The sequence below is a fragment of the Shigella sp. FC1967 genome, assembly GCF_001743005.1.
Classification (GTDB): Bacteria; Pseudomonadota; Gammaproteobacteria; order Enterobacterales; family Enterobacteriaceae; genus Proteus.
Genome location: NZ_MIIZ01001375.1, coordinates 1 through 12,835, shown reverse-complemented (window position 1 = coordinate 12,835; position 12,835 = coordinate 1). Strand labels below are relative to the sequence as shown.

The 12,835-nt window shown below is 37.9% G+C and carries 11 protein-coding genes and 1 tRNA gene; 7 read left to right on the top strand and 5 right to left on the bottom strand.

Annotated features, from left to right (window positions below; genetic code table 11):
• From BHE89_RS26625 to BHE89_RS22125, 7 genes are all read left to right on the top strand, one after another.
• The coding region (locus BHE89_RS26625) for an iron-sulfur cluster biosynthesis family protein (RefSeq protein ID WP_286146419.1) at positions 1 to 263 on the top strand (263 nt) is incomplete at its 5' end.
• A 17-nt stretch (positions 264 to 280) separates the two neighbouring features.
• Positions 281 to 1,783 (top strand): Fe-S cluster assembly protein SufB, encoded by a 1,503-nt coding sequence (sufB, locus tag BHE89_RS22150; protein ID WP_069369320.1) that lies wholly within the window; start codon positions 281 to 283, stop codon positions 1,781 to 1,783.
• Positions 1,784 to 1,827: 44 nt separating this feature from the next.
• The gene (sufC, locus tag BHE89_RS22145; RefSeq protein WP_069369319.1) at positions 1,828 to 2,574 is read left to right on the top strand and encodes a Fe-S cluster assembly ATPase SufC; all 747 of its coding nucleotides are present in this window, start codon (positions 1,828 to 1,830) and stop codon (positions 2,572 to 2,574) included.
• Complete coding sequence (gene sufD / locus BHE89_RS22140) at positions 2,549 to 3,856, top strand: Fe-S cluster assembly protein SufD (protein WP_069369318.1); 1,308 nt, start codon at positions 2,549 to 2,551, stop codon at positions 3,854 to 3,856. The genes sufC and sufD overlap by 26 nt, the downstream gene beginning before the upstream one ends.
• 11 nt (positions 3,857 to 3,867) lie before the next feature.
• The gene (gene sufS, locus BHE89_RS22135) at positions 3,868 to 5,106 is read left to right on the top strand and encodes a cysteine desulfurase SufS (RefSeq protein WP_069369317.1); all 1,239 of its coding nucleotides are present in this window, start codon (positions 3,868 to 3,870) and stop codon (positions 5,104 to 5,106) included.
• Between the two features lie 20 nt (positions 5,107 to 5,126).
• Complete coding sequence (sufE, locus tag BHE89_RS22130; RefSeq protein ID WP_069369316.1) at positions 5,127 to 5,555, top strand: cysteine desulfuration protein SufE; 429 nt, start codon at positions 5,127 to 5,129, stop codon at positions 5,553 to 5,555.
• Between the two features lie 116 nt (positions 5,556 to 5,671).
• A complete protein-coding gene (locus BHE89_RS22125) occupies positions 5,672 to 6,589 on the top strand; it encodes a L,D-transpeptidase family protein (protein WP_069369315.1) in 918 nt (305 codons plus the stop codon).
• Between the two features lie 968 nt (positions 6,590 to 7,557).
• On the opposite strand, the gene BHE89_RS22120 is transcribed toward BHE89_RS22125, so the two are convergent.
• From BHE89_RS22120 to BHE89_RS22100, 5 genes are all read right to left on the bottom strand, one after another.
• Positions 7,558 to 7,797 carry an Lpp/OprI family alanine-zipper lipoprotein gene (locus BHE89_RS22120; protein WP_069369313.1) on the bottom strand — a complete coding sequence of 80 codons (240 nt, stop codon included), beginning with the start codon at positions 7,795 to 7,797 and terminating at the stop codon, positions 7,558 to 7,560.
• Positions 7,798 to 8,057: 260 nt separating this feature from the next.
• Positions 8,058 to 9,032 (bottom strand): linear amide C-N hydrolase, encoded by a 975-nt coding sequence (locus tag BHE89_RS22115; RefSeq protein ID WP_286146418.1) that lies wholly within the window; start codon positions 9,030 to 9,032, stop codon positions 8,058 to 8,060.
• Positions 9,033 to 9,290: 258 nt separating this feature from the next.
• Positions 9,291 to 10,703: a pyruvate kinase PykF gene (pykF, locus tag BHE89_RS22110; RefSeq protein ID WP_069369311.1), complete on the bottom strand. Its 1,413-nt coding sequence runs from the start codon at positions 10,701 to 10,703 to the stop codon at positions 9,291 to 9,293.
• Positions 10,704 to 11,169: 466 nt separating this feature from the next.
• Positions 11,170 to 11,246 (bottom strand) — tRNA-Val (locus tag BHE89_RS22105).
• 147 nt (positions 11,247 to 11,393) lie between these two features.
• A complete protein-coding gene (locus tag BHE89_RS22100; RefSeq protein WP_069369310.1) occupies positions 11,394 to 12,767 on the bottom strand; it encodes an MATE family efflux transporter in 1,374 nt (457 codons plus the stop codon).
• Positions 12,768 to 12,835: the final 68 nt, after the last annotated feature.

The following is a 12,835-nucleotide window of genomic DNA, read 5'->3' as shown; positions in this document are numbered from 1 at the left end:
TGCCATTTATCGATGGGTTAGTTGTTGATTATGTTCGTGAAGGGCTTAATCAAATGTTTAAATTTAATAATCCTAAAGCTCAAAACGTCTGCGGATGTGTTTATGAACATAATGGAGCAAAACTCTTTGTTTCATTAAAAGCAATGCCATTTATCGATGGGTTAGTTGTTGATTATGTTCGTGAAGGGCTTAATCAAATGTTTAAATTTAATAATCCTAAAGCTCAAAACGTCTGCGGATGTGGTGAGAGCTTCGGGGTATAACATAGTGAAGTCAGATTATGTCTCAGAGCAATGTTGAAATTGGTGATGAAGTTCAGGGATGGCTAAGCGATCACCACTATAAAGAAGGTTTTTATACTGATATCTCAACCGACACCTTAGAAAAAGGATTAAATGAAGCGGTTGTGCGTGCAATATCAGCCAAAAGAAACGAACCCGAGTGGATGTTGGAATTTCGTTTAGATGCTTATCGCCATTGGTTAGAAATGGAAGAACCTCATTGGCTAAAAGCAGATTACCCATCACTCAATTATCAAGATTATAGCTATTATTCAGCGCCATCTTGTAGTTCATGTTGTGCTAATGGTAGTTGTGCTGGTGGTACAAATGAAGCAATTGCGAGTGATAAACAAGCCACACAAGACTATTTAACCAAAGAAGTTGAAGATGCTTTTAACCAACTCGGTGTACCTGTAAGAGAAGGGCAAGCTGTTGCTGTTGATGCTATTTTTGACTCTGTTTCTGTTTCAACAACCTATCGTGAAGAACTTGCCGAACACGGTATTATTTTCTGTTCATTCAGTGAAGCAATTCAAGAATATCCTGATTTAGTGCGTCAATATTTAGGTACTGTTGTATCAAGCCATGATAACTACTTTGCTGCACTCAACGCTGCGGTCGCCTCTGATGGTACTTTTGTCTATATTCCCAAAGGGGTTCGTTGCCCAATGGAATTATCGACTTATTTCCGTATTAATGCGGCTCAAACAGGCCAATTTGAACGAACAATTTTGGTTGCTGATGAAGGCAGTTATGTCAGTTATATCGAAGGTTGTTCTGCGCCTGTTCGTGATAGCTATCAGCTTCATGCCGCAGTGGTTGAAGTCATTATCCATAGAGATGCTGAAGTTAAATACTCTACTGTTCAAAATTGGTTCTCTGGTGGCGATAGTGAAGGCGGTATCCTTAATTTTGTGACTAAACGAGCTATCTGTGAAGGTGAAAACGCCAAAATGTCATGGACGCAATCAGAAACAGGTTCTGCAATCACATGGAAATATCCAAGTGTAATTTTAAAAGGGGATAATTCGACAGCTGAATTTTTCTCGGTTGCTTTAACGAATGGCAGCCAACAGGCAGATACAGGGACTAAGATGATCCACATTGGCAAAAATACCAAATCAACCATTATCTCTAAAGGTATTTCAGCAGGTAAAAGCCAAAACAGTTACCGCGGACTCGTAAAAGTACTCCCTAGTGCGCAAAATGCCCGTAACTTTACCCAATGTGATTCCATGTTAATTGGTACGCAGTGTGGTGCGCATACTTTCCCTTATGTTGAGGTAATGAACAACTCAGCACAGCTTGAACATGAAGCGACAACGTCACGTATTGGTGAAGATCAATTGTTCTATTGTCGGCAGCGTGGGTTAAGCGAAGATGATGCAATCTCAATGATTGTAAACGGATTTTGTAAAGATGTGTTCTCAGAATTACCGCTGGAATTCGCTGTGGAAGCGCAAAAATTATTAGCAATCAGCTTAGAACATAGCGTCGGTTAACCATCAACCAAATTCTGAGTATAAAGATACTGAAGGCATATATTATGTTAGAGATTAAAAATTTACATGTCAGTGTTGAAGGCAATGAGATCCTTAAAGGATTAGATTTGCAGGTTCGCGCAGGTGAAGTTCATGCGATTATGGGGCCAAATGGCTCAGGAAAAAGTACCTTATCGGCAACACTTGCTGGTCGTGATGAATATGAAGTTGATGAAGGTTCAATCACTTTTAAAAATAAAGATTTATTGGCATTAGAACCGGAAGAGCGCGCAGGTGAAGGTATCTTTATGGCTTTTCAATATCCTGTTGAAATACCCGGTGTCAGTAATCAATTTTTCTTACAATCTTCGGTGAATGCCGTAAGAGAATATCGTGGTAAAGAGCCGTTAGATCGCTTTGATTTTGAAGATTTTATTGAAGATAAAATTAAATTATTGGATATGCCACAAGATTTGCTAACACGCTCAGTGAATGTGGGATTTTCTGGTGGTGAAAAAAAACGTAACGATATTTTGCAAATGGCTGCATTAGAGCCTGAATTATGTATTTTAGATGAAACAGATTCTGGCCTTGATATTGATGCATTAAAAATTGTCTCTAATGGTGTTAATAGTTTACGCGATGGTAAACGTGCTTTTATTGTTGTAACACACTACCAACGTATTCTTGACTATATTAAACCTGATTTTGTGCATGTGCTGTATCAGGGGAAAATCATTAAATCAGGTGATTTTTCATTGGCGCAAAAATTGGAGGAACAAGGTTATGGCTGGCTTATTGACCCTCAATGAAAAACGAGAAAAACAGCGCCAAGTTGAACTTCGTAATCAACAAGCACTAAAGGCGTTTGCAGCGTTATACCATCAACGTAAAGGCGACGATAATCTCAATGCGCGTAATCACTGGTTGCAAGTCGAAAAAATCGGGTTCCCCGCTTACCGTCATGAAGATTGGCATTATACGCCCTTAGAAGAAACGTTAAGCCAATGCTATCAACAGTTGCCACCTTTTGATGTGCAAAGCTTAATGGCTAAATATGCATTATCTTTTGATTGCTACCGTATTGTTATGGTAAATGGCACATTTTCACCGATAGAAAGTAGTAAAGATTTTGGTCCTTATCAAGTCACTTTACTTGATAATCAAAGTGAGCTCCCTAACGCGGTAAATGGTGAAATTTTTCTGCACTTAGTTGAAAGTTTAGCGCCACACCCTTTGTTGATTACCTTGAAAGCTGGTGTTATTGCGGATAAACCACTTTATATCCTCAATATTACGCAAGGCGACCAAAGCGCAGAGGTAAATAGTGCAAATTATCGTTTTCATCTTGATGTTGGTGCGAATACCCAGATGCAAGTGGTGGAGCACTATATCAGTAGCGACAACGAAAACCGTCACTTTACAGGGGCAAGATTAACTGCAGAGATTGGTGATAATGCCTCTTTTAATCATATTAAATTAAGCTTTGAGAATAGTGTGAGTCAGCATTTTGCTCATAACGACTTGACGATAGGTCGTGATGCTCGGGTCAATAGCTATGCTTTCTTATTAGGCGCTAAACTGAGTCGTCATCATACAAGTTCGGCACTAAAAGGTGAAAATACGTCACTTTCAATGAATAGCGTTGTATTACCTAAAGCAGGTGAAATCGCGGATACTCGTACATGGCTGGTTCATGGTGAGAAAAATTGCCAGAGTCGTCAACTGCATAAAAGTATTGCGATGGATGCTGGTAAAGCCGTATTTAACGGTATGATCACGGTGACACCTCAAGCATTAAAGACAGATGGTCAAATGACAAATAACAATCTGTTGCTGGGTGAGAAAGCGCAAATTGATACTAAACCACAGCTTGAAATCTATGCAGATGATGTGAAATGTAGCCATGGTGCGACAGTAGGTCGAATTGATGATGAGCAACTATTTTATTTGCGTTCACGAGGTATTTCTTTAACTGACGCCCGTAAAATGATCATCCATGCATTTGCGGCTGAATTAACTGAATCGCTAGAAAATAGTGTGGTCAAGGCGCAGGTATTAGAGAGAATTAATCAGCGCTTATTAGAGGTATAAAATAAGGCATTATGACGCATTCCATTGAAAAAGCGCGAGATGATTTTCCAATCCTTTTACAACAAGTAAAAGGAAAACCACTGGTTTATCTCGACAGTGCCGCAAGTGCTCAGAAGCCGGCTTGCGTCATTGAACATGAAACGCAATTTACCTTAACACAATATGCCGCGGTTCACCGCGGTATTCATACGTTAAGTGCAAATGCGACAACGTTAGTTGAAAATGTTCGTAAAAAAGCCAGTGATTTTTTAGGCGCTAATAGCGAAGAAGAGATTGTTTTTGTTAAAGGAACAACGGAAGGGATCAACTTAATCGCAAATATTTATAGCCAACGATTTTTAAATGATGGTGACAATATCATCATCACTGAAATGGAACATCATGCAAATATTGTTCCTTGGTATATGTTGGCAAAACAGTATGGCTTTAATGTTCGAGTGTTGCCACTATTACAAGACGGCACTCTCGATCTGGCTCAATTACCTCGCTTAATCGACGAACGAACAAAATTACTCAGTCTTACGCATCAATCAAATGTATTGGGTACAGTGAATCCTATCGCTCAAATTATTCGTGATGCTCGCCAATATGCTATTGTTCAAGGAGGAGAGTTACATATATTGGTTGATGGCGCTCAAAGTGCAATGCATCAACCCATTAATGTTTCACAACTTGATTGCGACTTTTTTGTTTGTAGTGGACATAAACTTTATGGACCTACTGGTATTGGTTTACTGTATGGTAAAAAAGCGCTACTGGATGAGTTGCCGCCCTGGGAAGGTGGTGGCGCAATGATAAAGCATGTTCATATTAATGGTGATATTACCTATGCAGATGCACCTTGGCGCTTTGAAGCGGGGACGCCTAATATAATGGGAATGATTGGCTTAGGTGCTGCATTGGATTATCTTTCACAATTAGGCATGAATCATATTGCTGAATATGAAAACGGTATAATGAAGTATGCTCAAGAGCAGCTGCAAAAAGTAAAATCATTAACGCTTTATGGCAATGATTGTCGACAAGGTGTGATTGCCTTTAATTTAGGTAAACATCACGCTTATGATGTTGGAGCATTTCTGGATAATTATGGTATTGCTATTCGTACTGGGCATCATTGTGCGATGCCAATTATGGATTATTATCAGGTTCCTGCGATGTGCCGTGCATCTCTTGGCTTATATACCAATAAAAATGATATTGATGCGTTGGTGAATGCGCTATTGCGTGTTGAAATGTTATTAGGCTAAAGATTAAAAAGAGGTTATTCATGGCAGTTGCCAATTTGCCAGATGAAGCAAAACTATTGCGCAATTTTTCTCGTTGCCAAGATTGGGAACAACGTTATCTTTATATGATGGAGTTAGGTGAGCGTCTGCCGCCTCTAACAGATGAACAGCGCATTTCAGCTAACTTTATTGAAGGTTGCCAAAGCCAAGTGTGGATTGCGGTTTCTCTTAATGAGAACAAACATCTGGTGCTGGCTGGCGACAGTGATGCAGGTATTGTAAAAGGGCTTGTTGCATTAGTCATTATCTTATTTCAAGGTAAAACAATTGAACAAGCTTTAGCGACGGATGTAAAACATTATTTTTCATCATTAGCACTAGAAAGCCACTTAACGCCGTCTCGTACACAAGGTTTACATGCGATGGTTACGACGCTTATTAAGCGTTTTTCAGAATACGCTGTAGCATAAATGTTACCTGATCCCACATTAATGTTCTAAACTGACTTATTATATGAAAGCATAACAATGATAATGTTATCATCATAATAGTCAGTTTATTTTATTTCTAACACACGGGATAAACGATGAAAAAATGGTTAACTCTATTGGGAGTATCGCTGTTAGGGATGAGTAGTCACTTATCTTATGCAACAGAATATCTACTACCTGCTGATAACCAGCGTATTATTGGTGAAAACTTTTCATATATAGTTCCCGATGATAAACGCTCACTAGAAGCTATTGCGTCTGAATACCAAGTGGGATTGCTCAATATGATGGAAGCAAATCCTGGTATTGATCCTCTTTTACCTGATGCAGGTAAAACATTAACTATTCCATTACAGATGATTTTGCCTGATACAGTGCGAAAAGGTATTGTAATCAATCTTGCCGAATTGCGCCTTTATTATTACCCCAAAGAAGGTGGCACAGTTGATGTTTACCCTATTGGAATTGGTCAATTAGGCCGTGAAACACCTGAAATGGTGACATCGATTTCTCAATTAATTAAAGATCCAACTTGGACACCAACAGCGAATATTCGTAAAAACTATGCCGCTAAAGGGATCACGCTACCCGCTGTCGTTCCTGCTGGCCCTGAAAATCCAATGGGAGCATATGCTCTAAGATTGGCACATAGTCGAGGTGAGTATCTTATTCATGGTACTAATGCTGATTTTGGTATTGGCTTAAGAGTGAGTTCTGGCTGTATTCGTTTAAGACCAAATGATATTGAGACGTTATTTAATGTGGTACCTAAAGGTAGCCGTGTTCAGGTTATTAATAAGCCGATTAAATTTACTGAAACTGCAGACGGTAGGCAGTTTATTGAAGTTCATCAGCCACTGTCACGCAATGAAAATGACGATCCGCAAACCATGCCTCTTACATTCTCGAAGCAATTTAATGCTTGGTATGAAAGTGGAAAGGTTGATAAAGATAAAGTAGATACTGAAATAATTCGTCGCTCAGGTTTACCTGTTGATGTAACTGCGAATTAATATTTCTGCTGCTTAATAGATATTGAAAAACAGATGCTTAGACATCTGTTTTTTTTAATAATAATTTATAAAAAATAGTTTAACCTAATAAAGGTGTATTTTTTAACATTAAATTGATGTTTTATTCTTTAATATCGATAACTTCTCTGCAGTAAAATGAATGAGTTATAGATATGTACCTTAATAAAATAAATGTTAATCCTCATTATTCTGAATGTATTACTTCCAGTGATGGAAATAAAATTAGTTCAATTGGGAAATAAAACTACTTCAATAAAAAATAGTATGGAAACTCTTTTTATTGGAAATGAAAAGAAAAGAAAACAGAATATTAATAAAAATATGTGGTGAATTGATTCACCGGATCTCAACAAAAAACAAAAAATGGTGAATATGAAAGAGTAGAAGCAAATAAATTGAATGATGGTGGGCGTATTAGTACTAGTTTAACTCATAAAACATTGGCTAATGATGTGACTAAATTATTCCACGCCATCAAAAAATGAACTAATAAATCAAAAAGATAAGTCTTTATCAATCCTTGTGGGTCATGCTGATAAATCAGTCAATATAATGCTGGCGACACTTTATCAAGTTTATCAACAGGCGGATAAACATATTCAGAAGAATATTAATTTAGGTAATAATTCTTTTATTAAAATCACAGATACCTGATTTTGTTAGTAAAGAATTTACCATTCAAAATGATAATTTAATGATTAAAAATCATGACATTATGACGGTACTTGAAGATATATATAAAAAACATCAAGGAGAAATTGAATTATTAAAAAAGAAATGCGAGCGATAAAATTAATTCTAAGTTATAGGAAATTGGAAAAGATAGCAGAATTAGAGTATATTAATTTATAGTTTAATATATTAAAAATAAAGCCCCAATCATTGTGGATTGAGGCTTTACTATTAGTACTGGTCTGAAACTGATCCCAGTTTACCAGTCAATCAAATTACTTTTTATAAGTAGTGACTTGGTTATCTAAACGTTGATTTGCACGCGCTGCTTCGTCGTAAGCTGATTTAGCTTCAGCACGAGCTGATTGTACATCACTACTTAATTGTTGAACTTGAGTATTCAGGCGGCTTACATCAGAAGAGATTTGATCTAATTGTGCATTATTACTAGAAGAACAACCTGCTAATAAGCCTGAAGCCAGAATTACCGCACCTAGTACAAGTTTTGCTTTCATAGTTACAACCTCTATTATTAGTTTGTGTAAAGGAACAAGTAGCATTTATATGAAACCATTAGTAAGTATGGCACATATATAGGAAAATGCTGGATTTATTTACCACATTCTACTGAACCAGTAATTGAACAATAGAAAAAATAACACTTAAAACGCAAATATTCAGTACAAAAAATGCGTGTTATTTCACAAAAGATGTTTATTCATAACAGTCTGATAGAAAACATTTTATCAGTGTTGTTTTTTATTGTTATTTATCTTTATTGCGCTATATCACCACCTAAATTTACTTTTATGAAAACAGGTTCTACTTCATTTTTAAACGATTCAAGCGTAAATTTTTGGAAGTTGAGATCGTTATATCCTCTAAAGAAGAGTATTCCTCGCTCTAAATCAGTGAGTGTTGTCCATACTGAAAACTCACTTGTATGAAGGGCTTTTAACGTGTTATGACCCAGTAAAGGATCGATAGTGGAATTTTTAGGGCGATCAAAACGGTTCATAATGTGAGCCAGTTCAACAAGTTGTGTGTCTTGATCAGAAACTTGGTGATAATACGTTGTGTAGTAAACGGCACGAATAAATCTATCAACAGACGTATCAGAGCTTGGCAATGTTGCTAAAGCAATCCCACTATCCGGTTGTTTTACCTTCATATTTCCCAGTGTACTGCTAGAAATATTAATATTAGAAAGATGAGTATAATTATTTAAGTTAGTAAGATGCCATGGAAATAATGGGCCATTGGTCATGCAATAAGTCGGATTATCATAAATATGTAACTTTCCTTCTGAAACCTCAACAACAATACAGGCGCCTGTTTTATCATAAAACGCATAATGGAAAGGGCTGGGTAAATTGCGCAATAGCAATAACTTTTGTGACCAAAATGCCGTTTTAGGGATATTTTCTTTTAATTCTTCAACGGTTGAATATTGTGCTAAAGCCCATTCACCAATGGCTGCGATAGGCACTGAGGTCGCGTAGTCTTCTGGGCTAATATCATCGAGCTTTGAATCAGGAAGCATATTCAAACTAAAAGAAAGTCCTTGTGTATTGACGCCTTCAAGTACGTCTTTTGTCCCTTCTAAATTAATTGGTGCTGTAATAGCGATAAATGGGTATTTAGTGACGTATTTTAAGCCTGGTGTACCATCGGGGGCATTTTGCTGGAATGTATGAGCTTTAGGATAATAGGCAAATATTGAGGCAGGTTTGTCTACTGAAAATTCCATTGTTCTACCGTGGTATATACGATTTTTTCTTATCTTTAATCGCAAGGGTAGTACAAGCAAAAACACGGGTATTTATTGTATCGTCAGACATTTTACATCCTTATTGTACTTACATTAATAAAATAGTTTATTAAAAGCATAGAAGAAATAAAGGCGGTAAGAGAGAAAAAATCAGTAGACTAGAGAAAAAATAGAGGAAGAGAAGAAAAAAACGCCACGATAACCGTGGCGTTTAAGCGACTATCACATACGGTTAAATTACAGGACGTGAACAGATGAAGTATTTGTTGTACCACTATCAACGAGTGCGCCAGTCACCATAACAACACGCTCACCAGCATGAGCTAAACCACTTGCTAATGCGGCTTCTTTACCAATACGGTAGAAGTCGTCAGTAGACGCGATTTCGTTAACTAATTGTGTTGTTACACCTTTAACTAGCAGTAACTGACGAGCAGTTTCTTCGTTGTTTGTTAATGCTAAGATTGGTGCAGTTGGGAAATATTTACGGATAGAACGCGCTGATTTACCGCCGAAAGTTGCAACAACGATCAAAGGTGCATCTAAGTTTTCAGCCATTTCTACCGCACCGCGACAAACAGCTTCTGTTACGCGTAATTTCGCAGCGGTTTGTTTGTAATCAAGACGAGATTGCATGATACGGTCTGTACGGTCACAGATAGTTGCCATGATAGTCACAGCTTCTACTGGGTATTTACCTTTCGCACTTTCGCCTGACAACATAACAGCATCAGTACCATCTAAGATAGCATTCGCAACGTCACCTGCTTCAGCACGAGTAGGGCGTGGGTTTTTGATCATTGAATCTAACATTTGCGTTGCAGTGATAACAACTTTACGTGCAGCGTTACATTTTTCGATCATCATTTTTTGTGCAAAGATAACTTCTTCAACGGGGATCTCAACACCTAAGTCACCACGAGCAACCATGATACCGTCAGAAGCTTCTAAGATCTCATCAAAATTGTTTAAACCTTCTTGGTTTTCAATTTTTGAGATAATCATAATGTTTTCGCCGCCGTGTGCATTTAAATGAGCGCGCATTTCTTCCACGTCAGAACGCTTACGAATAAATGATGCAGCAACGAAATCAACGCCTTGCTCGCAACCAAAGATAAGATCTTGTTTATCTTTTTCAGCTAATGCAGGTAAACCGATAGAAACGCCAGGTAAGTTAACACCTTTGTTTTCACCTAAGTCACCGTTGTTTAAAACTTCACAAACAACTTCTGTATCCGTTACCGCAGTTACTTTCATACCGATAAGGCCGTCATCAACTAAAACGGTGTTACCAACAGTTAAGTCTTTAGCGAAGCCTTCATAAGTGACAGCAACACGGTCTTTGTTACCAACAACAGTTTTGTCTGTGGTGAAAGTGAACGTTTGACCCGCAACTAAAGTAACATCATTACCACCTTCTAATTTGATGGTGCGGATTTCTGGACCTTTAGTATCTAATAAGATAGCGGCTTTTTTGCCTGTTTTAGCGCAAACGTTACGTAGATTTTTGATACGGTTGCCATGCTCTTCATAGTCACCGTGAGAGAAATTTAGACGCATAACGTTCATGCCTGCGTCCAGTAATTGATTCAGTTTTTCTTCAGATTCGGTTTTTGGCCCGATGGTGCAAACAATTTTTGTCTTTTTCATGGCAGTCTATTTAATGGTTGTATTGTAATGGATGAATATGGATTCATGTCGCTGTTTTCTATTAACAGTATCAACGGTATAAAACTGGATGTACAAACTCATCTCTAATGGATAAGTTGCGCAACATGTTAATGTTTCAGCAACATCATAAAAATCTTGTCACTATTTTGTATCGAAGGTTGGTAGACATCTTACATTATAGTCTATCACGATTCATTTGTTCTGTTTTCTAAAGATGCCCGTAAATCAATACGCTGAAACCTTTCAACAAAATTATGTTTTGTATTATAGAGGTTAATTTCTATGAAGAAAATCGAAAAAAGGTAAATTTAAGTGATGTGATCAAAATACAGCGCTGACTGCTTGTTTTTTAAACACTTTGTTGCGCAATAAAATATTGCAAGCCAGATTAATTATTTTGTAGGGAAGGTAAGATGATAAAAATAAGAAAATAGAGAAAGAGAAATGGTGCGTCCAAGTGGACTCGAACCACCGACCCCCACCATGTCAAGGTGGTGCTCTAACCAACTGAGCTATGGACGCATTATCTATTAGGTGACAACGGGGACGAATATTAACGAGATGATTCGATTCTGCAAGAGGAAAAACACAAATTTATATTCAACTGCTCGTATTTAAAGCTATTTGTTGATATTTGTGTCATTCCCTTGCCTAAATAACCGTTTTTCTTTAACGCTCTGAACGTAATAACACCACTTCATCAGATTGGCGCTGTATCCACCAAATACGGGATCCCATCATAATTGCTGAGGCAGTTAAACCTAGAATAAATCCAATCCAGAAACCAGCCGGCCCCATGGCTTCAACAAAATAATTAGTACGTCCTAAAATATAACCAGAAGGTAATCCAATCACCCAGTAGGCAATAAAGGTAATAAAGAAGATAGAGCGAGTGTCTTTATAACCTCGTAATACACCTGAGCCAATAACTTGCACAGAATCTGACAACTGATAAAGCGCAGCGAATAGCATAAGATGAGAAGCTAATGTCACCACTTCAATATTGTCGTTATACATTAACGCGATTTTCTCTCTAAAAATAATAGAGAAAATTGCGGTACAACTTGCCAACATTAGCCCAACAGCCAGCGCTGTGATGGCTGAAGTACGGGCTTGTTCTGTGGAGCGTTGTCCTAAGTTATAACCAACACGGATTGTTGCCGCTATTCCCAATGAAAGAGGGAACATAAACATCAGGGAGCTAAAGTTAAGTGCTATCTGATGGCTTGCAACCGCAGTAACGCCCAAAGGTGAAACTAATAATGCAACAACGGCAAACAGTGTGACTTCAAAGAATAAGGCTAGGCCAACGGGTAACCCTAGAAATGTAATACGTTTGATCGTGTGAAAATCAGGGCTTACTAAACGTTTTTTGGGCATAACGTCACGTTGAGTTGGTGCTCGGCGCACGTAATAACGCATCATTAAGAACATAGCCCAGAAAACAGAAGCCGTTGCAACGCCACAACCAATACCACCTAATTGTGGGGCGCCAAATTTACCGTAAATAAAGGCATAGTTAACAGGGATATTGATTAATAAGCCAATAAAACCAATTATCATGCCAGGTTTTGTCTTAGATAATCCCTCACATTGGCTTCTCAGTACCTGATAATAAAGGCAACCTGGTGCACCCCACATAATAGCATGAATGAATCCAATGGCCTTTTCGGCTAATTCTGGTTCAATATCATGCTGTGCTTCAATAATAAAACGGCTGTTATAAAGAACAGCAATGACCATGATGGATAAGAAAGTGGCAAGCCAAAAACCTTGCTGTGTACGATTAGCAATGTGTTTTCGTTGTCCTGAACCATTTAATTGTGCAACGATTGGCGTTAACGCCATTAATATGCCTTGGCCTAATAAAATCGTTGGCAACCAAATAGACGTACCTACTGCTACTGCCGACATTTCTGTGGCATTTACAGCACCCGCCATGACAGTATCAACTACACCCATTGCTGTCTGGGAAAATTGCGCGATGATAACGGGGATACCGAGAGCAAGTAAGCTACGCGCTTCTCTTATGTACTTCTGCACGCATACACCTTTATTTATAATAAGAAAAGGAAAGGAAGAGAATAAACATCGTATTGTTAAAATGACGT